Annotated in this window: 15 protein-coding genes and 1 riboswitch; of the genes, 12 read left to right on the top strand and 3 right to left on the bottom strand. The window is 60.2% G+C overall.

The features are described from left to right. Positions 1 to 221: 221 nt before the first annotated feature. Positions 222 to 1,964, bottom strand: a complete 1,743-nt coding sequence (locus tag PH547_RS26840; protein ID WP_285169909.1) for a tetratricopeptide repeat protein — start codon at positions 1,962 to 1,964, stop codon at positions 222 to 224. A 127-nt stretch (positions 1,965 to 2,091) separates the two neighbouring features. After that, positions 2,092 to 2,391: a hypothetical protein gene (locus tag PH547_RS26835; RefSeq protein ID WP_283052593.1), complete on the bottom strand. Its 300-nt coding sequence runs from the start codon at positions 2,389 to 2,391 to the stop codon at positions 2,092 to 2,094. 188 nt (positions 2,392 to 2,579) lie between these two features. Between PH547_RS26835 and PH547_RS26830 the strand changes: the two genes are divergently transcribed. Further along, the gene (locus PH547_RS26830; RefSeq protein WP_285169908.1) at positions 2,580 to 4,538 is read left to right on the top strand and encodes a mechanosensitive ion channel family protein; all 1,959 of its coding nucleotides are present in this window, start codon (positions 2,580 to 2,582) and stop codon (positions 4,536 to 4,538) included. Positions 4,539 to 4,815: 277 nt separating this feature from the next. Then, positions 4,816 to 5,604 (top strand): hypothetical protein, encoded by a 789-nt coding sequence (locus PH547_RS26825; protein WP_285169907.1) that lies wholly within the window; start codon positions 4,816 to 4,818, stop codon positions 5,602 to 5,604. 7 nt (positions 5,605 to 5,611) lie between these two features. Here the strand turns inward: PH547_RS26825 and PH547_RS26820 are convergent, their stop codons facing one another. Continuing rightward, positions 5,612 to 6,319: a GntR family transcriptional regulator gene (locus tag PH547_RS26820; protein WP_285169906.1), complete on the bottom strand. Its 708-nt coding sequence runs from the start codon at positions 6,317 to 6,319 to the stop codon at positions 5,612 to 5,614. A gap of 310 nt (positions 6,320 to 6,629) precedes the next feature. Here PH547_RS26820 and PH547_RS26815 point away from each other — a divergent pair, with 310 nt between their 5' ends. From PH547_RS26815 to PH547_RS26770, 10 genes are all read left to right on the top strand, one after another. After that, a complete protein-coding gene (locus PH547_RS26815) occupies positions 6,630 to 7,757 on the top strand; it encodes a BMP family ABC transporter substrate-binding protein (protein WP_285169905.1) in 1,128 nt (375 codons plus the stop codon). Positions 7,758 to 7,777: 20 nt separating this feature from the next. Beyond that, complete coding sequence (locus tag PH547_RS26810; RefSeq protein ID WP_285169904.1) at positions 7,778 to 8,908, top strand: ABC transporter permease; 1,131 nt, start codon at positions 7,778 to 7,780, stop codon at positions 8,906 to 8,908. Then, positions 8,908 to 9,834: an ABC transporter permease gene (locus PH547_RS26805; protein ID WP_285169903.1), complete on the top strand. Its 927-nt coding sequence runs from the start codon at positions 8,908 to 8,910 to the stop codon at positions 9,832 to 9,834. The genes PH547_RS26810 and PH547_RS26805 overlap by 1 nt, the downstream gene beginning before the upstream one ends. Positions 9,835 to 9,846: 12 nt before the next feature. Further along, positions 9,847 to 10,560: a biuret amidohydrolase gene (biuH, locus tag PH547_RS26800; protein WP_104827639.1), complete on the top strand. Its 714-nt coding sequence runs from the start codon at positions 9,847 to 9,849 to the stop codon at positions 10,558 to 10,560. Continuing rightward, on the top strand, positions 10,557 to 12,107 hold the full coding sequence (locus PH547_RS26795; RefSeq protein ID WP_285169902.1) for an ABC transporter ATP-binding protein: 1,551 nt from the start codon (positions 10,557 to 10,559) through the stop codon (positions 12,105 to 12,107). The genes biuH and PH547_RS26795 overlap by 4 nt, the downstream gene beginning before the upstream one ends. Next, positions 12,107 to 12,775, top strand: coding sequence for a cysteine hydrolase family protein (locus PH547_RS26790; RefSeq protein WP_283052603.1), 669 nt, complete (start codon positions 12,107 to 12,109; stop codon positions 12,773 to 12,775). The genes PH547_RS26795 and PH547_RS26790 overlap by 1 nt, the downstream gene beginning before the upstream one ends. Continuing rightward, on the top strand, positions 12,768 to 13,121 hold the full coding sequence (locus PH547_RS26785; RefSeq protein ID WP_104827642.1) for a cupin domain-containing protein: 354 nt from the start codon (positions 12,768 to 12,770) through the stop codon (positions 13,119 to 13,121). Before PH547_RS26790 ends, PH547_RS26785 begins: the two co-directional genes overlap by 8 nt. Before the next feature lie 246 nt (positions 13,122 to 13,367). Further along, positions 13,368 to 13,481: riboswitch (guanidine-I (ykkC/yxkD leader) on the top strand. A gap of 75 nt (positions 13,482 to 13,556) precedes the next feature. Then, positions 13,557 to 14,630 (top strand): putative urea ABC transporter substrate-binding protein, encoded by a 1,074-nt coding sequence (locus PH547_RS26780; RefSeq protein WP_285169901.1) that lies wholly within the window; start codon positions 13,557 to 13,559, stop codon positions 14,628 to 14,630. A gap of 60 nt (positions 14,631 to 14,690) precedes the next feature. Then, complete coding sequence (locus PH547_RS26775) at positions 14,691 to 15,509, top strand: ABC transporter permease (protein ID WP_285169900.1); 819 nt, start codon at positions 14,691 to 14,693, stop codon at positions 15,507 to 15,509. Further along, a complete protein-coding gene (locus PH547_RS26770; protein WP_285169899.1) occupies positions 15,506 to 16,327 on the top strand; it encodes an ABC transporter ATP-binding protein in 822 nt (273 codons plus the stop codon). The genes PH547_RS26775 and PH547_RS26770 overlap by 4 nt, the downstream gene beginning before the upstream one ends. Positions 16,328 to 16,329 lie beyond the last annotated feature (2 nt).

The following is a 16,329-nucleotide window of genomic DNA, read 5'->3' as shown; positions in this document are numbered from 1 at the left end:
GGCCTGCCTGCCCTCCCCCGGTCAGAAGTGGAATACCGCACCCACCATCGGGCCGTGCTCCATGATATCCTCGGTGAGGCTGCCATTGCTGTAGTTGACGCCAAGCGCTCTGTAACCGGCAATCGCGGAGCCATGGCAGGCAACAGGTCGGCGGCGTGAGAAGCCACCGGAATAGTAAGAGCCACTGCCGACAGGCGGCCTTTCTCCGACATCCCCCGCCTCTAGGATGCGCTGGCAAGCCGGTCGGCGGCTTTGAAGTCCGCACCGGCCTTCGTCAGGCCGTCCTTGAGCTTTGCAGTAATGGACGGGTGATAATGTCTCTGCTCCATTCTTTGATGAAACAGGCGAATGAAATCCGGATCCTGATTCTGCATGGCTGCGAGCCGCGGGGCAGCCTGGCTCGATCCGAGCTGAGCCAGTGCGGCGATCCTCAGCACCTTCAGCACATAGTCGCCGCGATGCACCTGCTCGGCCAGCAACGAGGCCTCGGACCAGTCGGACCTGCGATAGGCGTCGAGAGCGAGAACGATAACCGCATCGCCTGGCACGGCGTCGACATTGCGCCCGGCATCCCGTGCCAGCGAGACGCCTGCGTCGAAATAGCCGGAGGCAAAAAGAACCGTGGCGAGCGTTGCGCCAACATCCGGATTGTTCGGATTGAGGGACATGGCCCTGTTGCCTGTGTCTATTGCTGTCGTGTTCCAGCCGGCGGCAAACTGCGTCATCATCAGGGCGACTTGCGCCCGGTCGGAACGCGGCGCAAGCGATACGGAGCGGCTTGCGAGTTTATAGGATCTGGCGAGCGTCGCCTGGTCGATCACACCCTCTTCTCCTGTCAGCAGCGCCCTTGCGAGCGTTGCGCCGGCATCTGCATCGTCCGGACTTTTCGCTATTGTCCGCTCCAGACAGTTCATCGATCTCGCAATCACCGCTGAGTCTCGGTCCTCGAGCGCGCGCTCTGCGCGGAGCACGCAAGCGTTTCCAAGCGAACCTGCAGCGCTTCCATAGGTCTCCGCGTTATTGATCACGCTATCGCTCGAGGCAAACCTTCGGGCTAGAGACGCCGCGAGATTCATGCTAACGGCCGCGGGGCTCTTGCCTGCCGTATCCTCCCTTTCGACCCCGGACCGAAGCACTTCGCCGGTCGCGAGGTTCGCTATCTGCCACCAGATGCTTCTATCGTTCCCGTCGCCATAATACTTCATCTCGATCCGATAGGCGTTTGCGTCGGAAGAACGGTGTGCCGCAAACTGCAGTCTGTCCGGGGGCAAAGCCTCTGTGACAGTCAGCGTCCGAAACTGGGTCAGGGCGGTCAGCAGCATCTCACGCGTCGCGTTTGCCTCTCCGCTCCATGCGGCGTCGGCAGCTACCATCTCGACCGAGACCGCCGGGCGGACAGTGATTGCCGGAGCAATCTCAGACATTCCCCACATGAGCGCCGTCCCCATGCCAAGGACTGCCGCAATCGCTGCCCATGCCTGCCACCCTGCAACCGGAGAACGTTTCGAACGCGAAGTTTGGAGGGGGCCGATGTATTCCTCCAGCTCCCTCCTCGCTGTTTCGGCCTCTGCCGCTTCACCGCCGATCTCATATTCCGGCAAGGATGATGCGGAAAAAATCGTGACATAGCGCCCCTTTGGCAGGTCGATCATGATTCCGCGCGGCGAGCCGTATGCTTCGTAATACTGGCTGAGCGCAGTACGAAGCCGGCTAACCTCGATACGGACGATAGGATCGAGGGAGGCATCGAAACTGCTGGTGCGTCCAAGCACATCGATTGCTATGGAATAGGCTTTGACCCCTTCCGCACGCCCGCTTAATCCCTGCTCGGCAATATATCCGAGAATTGCCTTCGCCCGATCCGTCGCATGAAACCTTGGGTCGGAGAGCAGCCTGTCGAGCTCGGCTCTGGCGTCTGCTTCGGAAACTTCGCAAGCCCTCGTGTCGTGTTCTTCAGCGTCCATGGCGGCCCCCGCACACATTGGTCCAGCTAAAGTAGAACAGACGAATTTATCACTCAGAAAACAAACGGTTGCAATACAAGTCTCTAACAAAACCAAAACGTGATTGATTTTGACGCGAGTTCGCGGGTTATTTCGGCACGCTCGAACCGCGTTCGAGGCAATATTGTATAACTTCGGATTCAATTTCCGCGCAGATGTCCGTGTACTCTTCGATCATGGGCGAGCGGTCGCCGGTGGATTCGCTACGAAGCCGGTCCAGCGTGGAGCACGCGTCGTCATAGGCTTCGAACAGATTTCCAAGCGAAGAGGGCTTCGTGGCAAGAATCTGAAGGCGGCCGCGAATTGACGGCAGCTTCAACATCAACCGCCACATGCCGCGTTCCCGCGTACCTACCGGGGCTCTTTCGTTGCCGCTCCCCTTGTCCATCAGACCATTCAGACTCCCGCCGGCACCTTTTTCAGGAGTATGATCCGGCGCCCACTTTCAGGAAGTACGTTACCGTAACAAGGACCGTAAATGCCCTGCGCGATAGTTGTTACGCCGAGTTTACCGTAACGTACTCCCCTGTAGGGAACTTGTATGCTCCAATTTCAGGGCCGACAGAGGAGCATGCCATGAAGTCCGCATATCTTGCCGTCGCCACAGTCTTTATTTTCGGCCTGCTTCTCCTCGCACCCGCGGCGCATGCCCAGCAGCAAACCTCGGATGCCAAAGTCGATGAACTCGTCCGCCTGCTGCAAGATCCCGACGTCAAGGCCTGGCTTGATAGCCGCAAGGCCGGTTCCGCAGCCGCGCCGGCTGCAAAACCGGATGATTCACCGCTTGCCGACTGGGACAATCGCGCTCGCTCGCGGTATGGCGGCATTGTCGCCGCCATACCGACGATTCCAGGTGAAATCGCCGCGGCCATGCGCCGAGGGCGGGCCGATGCAATCGACCACGGATATGCTCCGATCGTCGTGCTGCTGGGCGGGCTCGTACTGCTCGGCGCAGCGGTCGAAGCCGTATTCCGGCGACAATGGTCCCATCGCGCCTCGTCGTCTCCGGTTGCCGCGGAGTTCCTGCCGATTGCCGTTTTTACCGCAGCCATGGCGATCGTCTTCTTCGTGGTCGACTGGCCGCCTCTCGTGCGCATCGTGCTGTTGACCTATCTCATCGCTTTCGTGGCTTATCGTTGCCTCTCGGCGGCAGTGGCGCTTGCAACCCCGGACATAGGCCTGCGTCGGCGAATCAAGGCGTTCGCAGGCCTGCTTTTCTTTGCAATAGCGACCGCGACCCTTGGGCCTCCACTCGGCGTCCCGCCACCTGTCAACCAGGCGATTTCCTTCTGCTTCTCGATCTTCCTGTTCGCGCTCGCCCTGGAAGCCGTCTGGACCCGCAATTCATCGTCACGTTCGCGAAAACTTGCGCTATCGCTCTGCCTGTTTGCCGTCTGGCTGCTTTGGCTGCTGAACTTCAAGGGTCTTGCCTGGCTCGGGATCTTTGCCATGATCCTGCCGCCCCTGCTTCGCCTCGTCGGGCGCGCTGTCGAGCGTGCAATGGGAGAGAACCGGAAAGACCTCAAGGCCGTTGTCGCTGCCAGGGGTAGCCGGGCCGTCGTCATTGCGATCGCCATCGCATGGCTTGCAATGGTGTGGCACCTCAATCCGGATTCGTTGGCGCATCAGGATCCCACCTTGAGCGCCATTACCTACGGCCTGCTGAAGAGCGCCGTCGTTCTTCTCGTTGCCGATCTCGTTTGGCACATCGCCAAGGCTTTCATCGACAGCAAGCTGCAGACTTTCTCCGCCGATCCTTCCGCGCATGGCGGCGAGGCCGCGAGCGAGCACCGCATCGCCACGCTGCTTCCGATCTTCCGCAACGCGCTGGCCGTCTTCGTGCTCGCCGCGACGGCACTGACCGTGCTCGCCGAACTGGGAGTCCAGATCGGCCCCCTCATTGCAGGCGCGGGCATCTTCGGCGTCGCCCTCGGCTTCGGCTCGCAGACGCTTGTGAAGGATGTCATCAGCGGCATCTTCTACATGCTCGACGACGCATTCCGCGTCGGCGAATACATCCAGAGCGGCAGTTACAAGGGCACTGTCGAATCCTTCAGCCTTCGTTCGGTACGCCTGCGCCACCACCGCGGGCCGATCTTTACCGTGCCCTTCGGGGCGCTAGGTGCGGTGCAGAACATGAGCCGGGACTGGGTGATCGACAAGTTCATGCTGCGTGTTGCATTCGACACCGACATCGCCATGGTAAAAAAGCTGGTAAAAACCATTGGTGCGGAGATGAAAGAAGATCCTGAGCTTGCCCCATTCATCATAGAGCCGGTGAAGATGAAAGGCGTCGAGCAGATCGGCGAATTCGGGATCGAGCTCAGCTTCGCATTCACCACCGTGCCGGGCCATCAGTCCGCCGTGCGCCGCCGAGCCTATACGATGATCCGCGATGCGTTCCGATCGAACGGGATCGAGTTCGCCCAGCCAACCGTGCAGGTCGGCGGCGAAGAAAAAGCCGAGGGCAGCGCAGCGGTGGCGGCGCTGCGGTCGGTCCAGCTCAAGCAGCAGGCCACCGAGGTCCCGAAGTAACGGCCATGTCATCGTATTAGGAAGAGCTGTGGCTACGGATCATGCGTGGCGGTCTTTTCGATACGCTGATGATTGGATTGAGACTCACAAAACGACATGGCGCCCTCGTCTTGGGCAGGCCTGTATTGGGGAACCCTGATCCTGTTGCTCCTGGGCTCCGGGCGACTACAGCGAACTGGAATTTTCCAGGCTTTTTAGGTGCTTACGCACCAATCAATAGCCTCATTCCGCTTCTCAGAACCCGCAAATATCGAGCCCGGAGGTCGGCGAGAGCGCAATGCGCTGCTTTGCGCAAAATGCACCACATTCTGTTTATTGGTTGGTAGTGCTTTTGATTTATCGGGATAATCAGAGGTTGATAGCCGCCGTGCAATGGCACAAGCGAGTCCGCCAGCCACGATATGAGTCTTATCCATTTGCCAGCGAGGCGCGTCACTTGAACCACCGCCTCCTCCAATTTTTAGGCTGTATGATGAAAGCAAAAATCCGTTCTTGCGCCATTTCCGTAGTCACCGTTGCGGCATTGGCAGGGTGCCAAACTGCAAAGCCTATCGCGATGAGCGTTGTGGCCACACCGACCGCGAAAGGCGTACAGTACGGCGATGTGCTGTCACCACAGCGCGCTGCCGGTCAGGACATCCCGGCCCTCAAAGGCCAGAAGATTGTTACGGTACGAACCTACGAGGATGTCCGGAAGAAGGACGCGCAATTTTCCACCAGAACCGAATTGGAAGGCATCGACTGCGCGTTGGATAGCGAGGGGTATCGTGCCTCTGTGAAGACCCCCGCAGAAATTAGAGTGCCTGACTACGGCTACGCCTCACGCCCGGTTTCCGTCCACTGCCAAGCCCCGGGCTACAGGACCGGTTATGCAAGCGCTCAGCCTTTCGATGAAACATCCCATGACCGCATGGCGGCAGCAAGCAACAACGGTCTTGTAACAATGGTGGCAGTCGCCTTAGTCGATGCCGCGACAGACAAGAAAAAGCATGACTACAGCTATCCGCCCGTATTCGTGACGATGAACCGGATTGGATGTGAAAAGGACAAATCAGGATGCCACTAGCGCATAGCTAGCTTTCACTTGCTTTGGCAAAGACCGCGCTAACGTCGCTGACAATTTCCACATGGGAATATGCGGCCTGCGCAGCGCCGGCGCCATCCGCTCGCATGATCGCCGTCACGATTACGTCGTGCTCGTCATAGGATTTCGCCAACCGGCCGGGTAACCGAAACTGCGCGCGACGGAACGGTGCAAGCCGCGCTCGGCTTTGCGTGACCAGTTCGTAGATGTGTTCGTTGTGCGCGCCGCGATAGAGCCGAGTATGAAACTCGGTATTATGGGCGGCATAGTCTTCCTCCGCACCCAGATGCACAAGGCGTGCGGAAGCGTGATGCTCGATTTCCAGCATGCGCCGTTCGTCGACTGTCATTCGCTCGGCCGCAAGCCGCGCGCAGATTGCCTCAAGCTCCGCCATCGCCTCGAACATCGAATGCAGATAGGTCTCGGTCACATTGGTGACGAGGGCGCTGCGGTTCGGCTCGCGTTCGACAAGCCCCATTGCCCCGAGTTCGCGCAGCGCCTCGCGCACCGGCGTGCGCGATACTTCGAAACGGGCGGCCAGCGAAATTTCGTCAAGCTTCTCGCCCGGTAGCATCTGCCCGGTCACGATCATGTCGGCTATTGCCCGCACCATCTGCTCGACGGTCGTTCCTGCCCGGATGATCTCTCTGCGTCTGACCTGTTTCAAGAATTGATTCTGTTTTGTTGCGTGTTGCATACACATGTAGCGCCGACTGATCAAAGTCAAACACTGGCAATATTATATTGTTTATATTGAATAATATCTCGCGCGAATCCAAGCCAGCGTGCACTCAATCGCTATTGCCCATATGATTATACGGCTATTTTATAGGCTATGCACAATCTTTGGCCTGATTGAGATTAAAATTGCATACACTTTAACATCTTCCCTAAACAACCCCGGAAATTTTTATGTAAAATCAATGCAATAAAATCTGGCACGGGCATTGCATACACTTTTCTGCAATCAGTTGAACCGGCAAAACCGCCGCACGGGGAGCATTCCGATGACCAGACTCCTTTCCATGAACCGCCGCCGTTTCCTTCAGGCTTCCACCACCACCCTCTTCGTCGGCACAGCACCCGGCTTTTTCTCCTCCCAGGCCCTTGCGCAGACAGCCCTCACCGTCGGCTTCATCTATGTCGGCCCGAAGGATGACTATGGCTACAACCAGTCGCATGCCGAGGGCGCAGCCGCAGTCAAGGCGCTGCCGGGCATCACGGTTGTCGAAGAAGAGAACGTGCCCGAGACGGTCGACGTCCAGAAGACGATGGAATCGATGATCAACCTCGATGGCGCGACCCTGCTTTTCCCAACCTCCTTCGGCTATTTCGACCCCCATATGCTGGCCATGGCCGCCAAATACCCCGATGTCCAGTTCCGCCACTGCGGCGGCCTCTGGCAGGAGGGCAAGCATCCGGCCAATACGGGTTCCTATTTCGGCTATATCTTCCAAGGTCAGTATCTGAACGGCATCGCCGCTGGCCATGCAACGAAGAGCAAGAAAATCGGCTTCGTTGCCGCCAAGCCGATCCCGCAGGTCCTGCAAAACATCAATGCCTTCCTGCTTGGGGCTCGGTCCGTGGATCCCACCATCACCTGCCAGGTGATCTTCACCGGAGAATGGTCGCTCGCGGTCAAGGAGGCCGAAGCGACCAACGCACTGATCGATCAGGGCGCCGACGTCATCACCTGCCACGTCGACAGCCCCAAAGTGGTGGTCGAGACTGCTAGTGGCCGCGGTGCCTTCATCTGCGGCTACCACGCCAACCAGAGCCCGCTTGCTCCTGAAAAATATCTCACCGGTGCCGAATGGGCCTGGGGCAACGTCTACAGCAACTTCGTCAAGAAGGCGCAGGCAGGCGAAAAGCTCGGCAACTTCGTACGCGGCGGCCTGAAGGACGGCTTCGTAAAGATGAGCGCACTCGGCCCGGGCGTTTCCGAAGCAGGCCGCAAGGCCTTCGAGGCCACGCATGCCGAGATGATGAAGGGTGAGTTCTCGGTCTTCAAGGGGCCGCTGAAGGACAACAAGGGCAACATAGTCGTGACCGCCGACAAGAGCTACGCCGAAGACGCGATCGAGCTTGAAAGCATGAATTACCTGGTCGAAGGCGTCGTCGGGTCCACGGCGTAAACCGCAAAGGGAGAAGCGCCATGACTGTCCAGGCCAATGATCCCGCAATATCAGTCGCTTCCGAAAAACCGGCTTCGCTGCGCCCAACCCTTGAATGGATCGCGCGGCGGGCCGAGCCGATTGTCATCGGCCTTGCGGCTATCGTGATCGGTCTTGCGCTCTTCTCCCTCTTCATCCTGGCGATCGGCAAATCGCCCGCAATGCTCTTCCAACTCATGTACACCGGCGGCTTCGGCAGTTGGTTTTCCGTGCAGAACAGCCTCAGCCGTGCGGCACCCCTTCTCCTGACGGCACTCTGCGTTGCCCTACCTGCCCGTCTCGGCCTCGTCATCATCGGCGGAGAGGGGGCGGTCGTTCTGGGCGGCGTAGCCGCCGCGGCGATGGCTCTGCCACTCGTCGGCTCGGCACCGGCCTTCCTGACCTTCATTCTCATGGCGATCGCTGCCATGCTGGTTGGCGGCGTCTGGATCGGCCTCGCCGGCTTCCTGCGCCATTACCGCGGCGTCAATGAGACCATCTCGTCGCTGCTGCTTTCCTATATCGCCATCGCCCTGATGAACCAATTCGTCGAAGGGCCGCTGCGTGATCCTGCAAGCCTCAACAAGCCCTCGACCAAGCCGTTGCCGCAAGACTACATGCTCGGCCATATCCCGGGCATGGACGTGCATTGGGGTCTCGTCATTGGCGTCGTCGCCTGCATCGTTTCATGGGTATTGATCGAGGTGACGAGCTACGGCTTTGCGGCCCGCATCGCCGGTGGCAATGTCCGCGCCGCGCAGATCCAGGGCCTGCCGGTCGGCCGGCTGATTGCCGGCTTCACGGCGATCGCCGGCAGTTTCGCCGGGCTTGCCGGCATGATCGAGGTCACAGCCGTGCAGGGCAGCGCCAACGCGTCGCTTGCCGCTGGCTACGGCTACACCGGCATTCTCGTTGCCTTCCTCGCTCGGCACAATCCGCTGGCCATTATCCCGGTCGCGATCCTGCTTGGCGGCATCAATGCCGCGGGCGGCCTCATCCAGCGCCGCATGGGCCTGCCGGATGCCACGGTGCTGGTGCTGCAGGGCACGCTCTTCATCGTCATCCTCTTCTGCGAGACCTTTTACGGCCGCTTCAAGATCTTCAATCCCGACCTCTGGAAAAGGAGCGAATGATGGACGACACCGCAATCGGCCTCTGGGGAGTGCCCCTCGCCATCTTCGCCAGCGCGATCCGCGTCTCGACGCCCTTCATCTTCGTCAGCCTCGGCGAGACGATCACCGAGCGTTCGGGCCGCATCAATCTCGGCCTTGAAGGCACGCTCGTCTTCGGTGCCATGACCGCTTACGCTGTCGCCGTCATGAGCGGCTCCCCCTGGCTCGGCGTACTCGCTGCAATGGCGACCGGCGCAATTTTCGGCGCCGTGCATGGCTGGATCTGCAAATGGCCGAAGGTCAACGATATCGCGATCGGCATCGCCATGATGCAGTTTGGCCTGGGCCTCGCCTTCTTCCTCGGAAAACCGTTCATCCAGCCGGCGGCGCCACACCTGCCGGCAATTCCGTTCGGATTCTGGTCCAGCCTGCCGCAGATCCAAGCGGCGCTGAGTATCAACGTGCTGTTCATCCTCGGCGCGATGCTCGCCTTCGCCCTCCGGTGGGCGTTCAAGAATACACGTGTCGGCCTCATTTTGCGTGTCGTCGGCGATAGCACGGATGCTGCACGCGCCATGGGCGTCAATCCGGATCGCGTGCGCCTGATCGCCACCGCCGTCGGCGGCTCGCTGGCGGCGATCGGCGGCGCCTATCTCTCGCTCTACTATCCAGGCTCGTGGAACGAACGCATCTCCTCCGGCCAAGGCTTGATGGCCGTGGCGCTCGTCATCTTTGCGCGGTGGAATCCGATCGGCTGCTTCCTCGCAGCATTGCTCTTCGGCGGCGCTGGGGCGCTCGGCCCGGCGTTGCAGTCGGTCGGAGTGACCGAAGGCTATTATCTTTTCTATGCCGCCCCTTACGTGCTCACGCTCGTCATCATGATCATTACCTCGTCGCCCACGCGCTCGCTCGCCGGTGCGCCGGGTGCACTCTCGCTCACCAAATAGGAGAGATCATCCATGAACAGTCTGGCAACAGCCGTCATCCCCGGGAAGCCGACCTATGTCGACGCCGACCCCTATCCCTGGCCCTATAATGGCGCGCTCCGGCCGGACAACACCGCCCTCATCATCATCGACATGCAGACTGATTTCTGCGGCAAGGGCGGCTATGTCGATCACATGGGTTATGATCTGTCACTGGTCCAGGCGCCTATCGAGCCAATCAAGGCAGTGCTGGCGGACATGCGCGCCAAGGGCTACCACATCATCCACACCCGTGAAGGTCATCGGCCCGACCTTGCGGACCTTCCGGCCAACAAGCGCTGGCGCTCGCGTCGCATCAATGCCGGCATCGGCGATCCCGGACCTTGTGGGCGCATCCTCGTGCGCGGCGAACCCGGCTGGGACATCATTCCCGAACTTTATCCCCTTGCGGGCGAGACCATCATTGACAAGCCCGGCAAGGGCTCCTTCTGCGCCACCGATCTGGAACTGATCCTCAACCAGAAGCGCATCGACAATATCATCCTGACTGGCATCACCACTGACGTCTGCGTGTCCACCACGATGCGCGAGGCCAACGATCGCGGCTTCGAATGCCTGCTATTGGAAGACTGCTGCGGCGCGACCGACTACGGCAATCACCTCGCCGCCATCAAGATGGTGAAGATGCAGGGCGGCGTCTTCGGTTCTGTCTCCAATTCTAAGACGCTGATCGAGGCTTTGCCATGAGCACGGTCCGCGATACGCCCCTTCCGAGAGCTGGCAAGGCCGTCGGCATCGACACGATCGACATGACGATGTGCTTCGGCAGCTTCACCGCCCTTGACCGTGTCTCGATCAAGGTGCCTACCGGCAGCTTCCATGCGCTGCTCGGCGAAAACGGTGCCGGCAAGTCGACGCTCGTCAAATGCATCATGGGCTTCTATCACGCCACGTCGGGGTCGCTTTCCGTCGACGGCCGCGAAGTGGCAATCACCTCGCCCAAAGACGCCGCTACCTACGGTCTCGGCATGGTCTACCAGCACTTTACGCTGGTCCCCTCGCTGACGGGGGCTGAAAACCTCGTCATCAGCCGCGCGCAAGTGCCTGGTATCATCAACTGGGCGAAAGAGCGGAAGGATCTGGCCGCCTTCATGGAGCGCATGCCGTTCAAGATCCCGCTTGATCGACCGGTGAGCGAGCTTGCCGCCGGCGAAAAGCAGAAGCTGGAGATCGTCAAACAGCTCTATCTCGGCCGCTCCTTCCTGGTGCTGGATGAGCCAACGTCGGTGCTGACGCCGGCCGAAGCCGATGAGATGCTTGGCCTCGTGCGCGGTATGACCGAGCGCGGTGAACTGACCGTGCTGATGATTTCGCACAAGTTTCATGAGGTCACGAAGTTCGCCGATGCTGTCTCGATCCTTCGGCGTGGTAAGCTGGTCGGCGCCGGCAAGGTCGGTGAACTCTCCACCGCTGACATGGCGGCGATGATGATTGGCGACGTCAAGCTTGCCGAACTCGATACACGCGTTCCCGTTTCAGAAAACGCCAAGCCAGTGCTGACGATCGAGCAGGTCAAGGCACCGGACCGCTCCGGTCTCAAGAGCATCGAGATCGATAAGCTCCTGGTGCGCTCGGGCGAGATCGTCGGCATCGCCGGCATATCCGGAAACGGCCAGAAAGAGCTGACGGAAATCCTCGCCGGACAGCGGCCGACGGAAAGCGGCCATGTGAGCGTCAACAGCGAGGCTTATGGCGCAACCCGCCCCGAGACACGCAAGAACAATGTTCGTTTCATCCCCGAAGAACCGCTGCAGAACGCGTGTGCCCCTCGTATGACCGTTAGCGAAAACCTCGCTTTCCGCACATTCGATCTCAAAGCGGACGGCAAGGATGCGATCTGGCTGAACAAGGGCAAGATGAAGAAGCGCGCCAGCGCGCTGATCTCCGACTTCAAGGTGAAAACGGCATCCGCCGCCTCACCGATTGCAGCGCTTTCAGGCGGCAATGTGCAGCGCGCGGTACTCGCCCGCGAGCTGACGGGCAAGGTGGACCTGCTCATCGTCTCGAACCCCTGTTTCGGCCTCGATTTCTCGGCTGTCGCCGAGATCCGTGCCCGCATCATGAAGGCGCGCAATTCCGGTACGGCCGTTTTACTGCTGTCCGAAGATCTCGACGAGCTGCTCGAAATGTCGGACCGCATCATGGTGATTTCCGAAGGCAAGCTGGTTTATGAGACACCGGCGCGTTCGGCGGATATCGGTGTGATCGGCGCGCATATGGCGGGGCATCACTGATGGCGGAGATCAAGGCAGAACCCTTCGCCTTTCCGGTGAAACACGACCAGCTTGCCCTTATCGTCATCGACATGCAGCGCGACTTCGCCGAACCCGGTGGCTTTGGTGCCAGCCTTGGCAATGATGTCAGTCGCATCGTCAGAATCGTCCCCGATGTCAAACGCCTCATCCAGGGCTTCCGCAACGCCGGCCTGCCGGTCATCCACACTATGGAATGCCACAAGCGCGATCTCTCCGACCTGCCGCCGGCAAAACGCGACCGCGGCAATCCGATGCTTAGGATCGGCGACAAGGGTCCCATGGGTCGCATCCTCATCTCCGGTGAGCCCGGCACGGCGATCCTACCGGAGCTTGCGCCGATCAAGGGCGAGGTCGTCATTGAAAAACCCGGCAAGGGCGCCTTTTACGCCACGAAACTTGGCGATGTCCTGCATGAGAAGGGTATCAAGCAGCTCGTCTTTGCGGGTGTAACGACAGAAGTCTGCGTGCAGACGACGATGCGCGAGGCAAACGACCGCGGCTATGAATGCCTGCTCGCCGAGGAGGCGACGGAAAGCTACTTCCCCGAATTCAAGGCCGCCGCCATTGCCATGATCCGCGCCCAGGGCGCCATCGTCGGCTGGACGGCTCGTGTCGACGATATCCTGGAAAGCATCGCCCATGCCTGAAACGACCCGCGAACTGCTCACATCAGGCGGCTGGAAGGATCTGGAATTCGGGCCGTTCCGTGAAGAGGTGACAATCCATTGGATTCGCCCCTTCGAAGGCGACCAACCGGGCGTGGCGCTCCTGAAATACGAAGCCGGCGCGTCCGTTCCCCGCCATCGCCATGAGGGGCTGGAAACCATTTTCGTTCTCGATGGGGTGCAGTCCGACGAGGCCGGCGACTACGGCCGCGGCAGTTACATCGTCAATGCCCCCGGCACAGAACATTCGGTCTGGAGCGATACCGGCTGTGTCGTGCTTATTCAGTGGGACCGGCCAGTGAAAATACTCGGAGAGGAAACGGCATGAAAGCACGGCCAGCTTTCGAGGCCGCCCTGCACGATTTCTATCGCAACGGCGGCAGCGCCGAGGTGAACGATCTGGGCATCTTTATTCAACTGACGAAGAAGGACCCCGCGGGAACGCCGGCAGAAATTCTGGGCAGCGTGATCAAAATAGCGGCATTGAATGACGTAGCTGCCGTTCGCGATCATGCTTCGGACCGCGTCTATCATGCATATTTGGGAGTGGCATGGACCTTGCTTCTTTATCCGCAGAGTTGGTGGCTAGGGTTCCGGCGTTCCTCTTCGGAGCGTGCTGGTCCGAGAGCCACCACCGGCTGGGGGAGAAATCCCACCGGATGCACGGCGGGATAAAAGCCCGGGAGACCTCGTAAGCCAAGGGATTGGCGGCGCGATGGTCTTTGCCGATCCCTTTTTGAAAAAAAGCAAAAGGGGAATTTCTATGCAGACTTTTTCGAAGATCCTTTCCGTAACGGCTCTTTCGGTATCGCTGGCTTTCGGGCTGGGCTCTGCCGCAAGCGCCGCGCCGAAAACCAGTTTCAAGGTCGCCTGGTCCATCTATGTCGGCTGGATGCCCTGGGGTTATGCCGCCGATCACGGCATCGTCAAGAAATGGGCCGACAAATACGGCATCAACATCGAAGTCACCCAGTTCAACGATTACGTCGAGTCGATGAACCAGTATACGGCCGGCGCCTTCGATGCCGTTACGCTCACCAACATGGATGGCCTTTCGATCCCGGCAGCCGGCGGCGTCGACACGACTGCCGTTATCGTCGGTGACTTTTCGAATGGCAACGACGCCGTCATTCTCAAGGACAAGGCAAGCCTCGCAGACATCAAGGGCCAGAACATTAATCTGGTTCAGTATTCGGTTTCGCATTATCTGCTCGCCCGCGCGCTCGACAGCATCAAGCTTACCGAGCGCGACGTGAAGGTGGTCAACACCTCCGACGCCGATATGGTTGCGGCCTACAAGACGCCGGATGTTTCCGCCGTCGTTACCTGGAACCCGCTGGTCTCGACCATTCTCGAGGAGCCTTCCGCCAAGAAGGTCTTCGACAGCTCGCAGGTGCCGGGCGAGATCATCGACCTGATGGCCGCCAACAGCAACATCCTGAAGGACAATCCGAATTTCGGTAAGGCGTTGGCCGGCATCTGGTATGAAACGGCGGCGCTGCTGAGGGCAGACACACCGGAAGGCAAGGCTGCCCGCGAGGCGATGGGGGCCGCATCGGGCACAGACCTGAAGGGTTTCGAGGCGCAGCTCGCCGCAACCAAACTCTTCGATAAGCCTGCCGACGCGGTTGCCTTCACCACCTCGCCGAACCTGCCGAAGACGATGGATCTGGTGCGCAGCTTCCTGTTCCAGAAGGGTCTGCTCGGCAATGGAGCGCCTTCGGCTGACGTCATCGGCATCGAAATGCCCGATGGCAAGGTTCTCGGCGACAGTGCGAACGTCAAGTTGCGCTTCACGGAGACCTATATGAAGGCGGCCGCCGACGGTTCGCTCTGAGCGATACCTTCACTGGCGGCGCCGGCGCGCCGCCAGATCCCTTCATCCGCGGAGCCTTTCATGCGTTGGATCAATACCAGGCCTAGCCGGGGTGCGCAGCTTGCCTTGACGCTGTTGCCCTTTTTACTGCTGATCGTCGCTTATGCCGTCGGTTCAGCCGCACGGCTTGCCGAAAACGCCAATGACAAGCTGCTGCCCAATCTTGCCGGCTTTGCCGACGCCATCAACCGTATGGCCTTCATCGCCGACCCGCGCACGGGAGAATACCTGCTGTGGTCGGACACCTGGGCGAGCCTGGTACGGCTCCTGTCGGGGCTCGGCATATCCACGGCAATCGCGCTTTGCATCGGCATGCTCATCGGCATGCTGCCCTATCTCAGGGCACTGCTGTCGCCCTTCGTCGCAGTCATTTCGATGGTGCCACCGCTCGCGTTGCTGCCGATACTGTTCATCGTCATGGGCCTTGGCGAGACCTCCAAGATCGCCCTTATCGTGATCGGCGTTGCACCGACGATGATCCGCGACCTGGCGCTGAAGGCGCTGGAATTGCCGCGCGAGCAGATCGTCAAGGCTGAGACGCTCGGCGGCTCCTCCTGGCAGATCGCGCTTCGCGTCGTGTTGCCGCAGATCCTGCCGCGGCTGATCACCTGCCTGAGGCTCCAGCTCGGGCCGGCCTGGCTGTTCCTGATTGCCGCCGAGGCGATCTCCTCCGATTCCGGCCTTGGCTACCGCATTTTTCTCGTTCGCCGATATCTCTCGATGGATGTGATCTTTCCCTACGTCGTCTGGATCACACTACTCGCCGTGCTCATGAATTATCTTCTTGATCGCCTCCGCATCGCCGTCTTCCCCTGGTCCGAACTGGAGAAGCAGGCATGAGCGAACTCAGGATAGAAAAGGTCTGGAAGGAATACGGGGACCAGATCGTGCTCGAGGATGTGTCGCTGACGGTCGCCTCCCGCGCCTTCGTCGCACTCGTCGGTCCCTCCGGCTGCGGTAAGTCGACTTTCCTGCGCATGCTTTTGGGACAGGAACAGCCCACCAGAGGCACGATCTCTCTCGATGGCGCGCCGCTGCCTAGCGAGCCCGACGCCGACCGTGGCGTGGTCTTCCAGCGCTACTCGGTCTTTCCGCATTTGACCGCACTCAACAACGTGCTGCTCGGCAAGGAGCTTGCCGGCTCGCGCTACAAGGCCAGGCTTTTCGGCGCGGCGCGGCGAAACGCGATCGACGAGGCGCGGCAACTCCTCGCGGAGGTCGGCCTTGCCGGCGCCGAAAACAAGTATCCAGCCCAGCTTTCCGGTGGCATGCAGCAGCGCCTGGCGCTGGCGCAGGCGCTCATCATGCGCCCCAAGGTGCTATTGCTCGACGAGCCTTTCGGCGCGCTCGACCCTGGTATCCGCGCCGAGATCCACACGCTGATGAAACGGCTTTGGCACGAAACGCAGATGACCGTCGTCATGGTCACGCATGACATGCGCGAAGCCTTCACGCTTGCCACCAGGGTTGTCGCCTTCGAGCGCCGCCGCGACCGGCCGGAAGAGAAGGAGCGCTACGGCGCGACGATTACCAAGGACATTTCCATCTGGCCGCCGCGTACTGCCGGCGCAGCCTCGATCTTCAGCTCCGACCGGGACGGCCCGATCGCTTCAAGGGGGCACCGCCGGGACGACCTGGCACCGTCGGGAGACATCTAGCC

Source organism: Rhizobium cerradonense (genome assembly GCF_030182455.1).
Classification (GTDB): Bacteria; Pseudomonadota; Alphaproteobacteria; order Rhizobiales; family Rhizobiaceae; genus Rhizobium.
The sequence above is the reverse complement of the archived record's forward strand: the minus strand, read 5'-3'. Positions and strand labels throughout refer to the sequence as shown.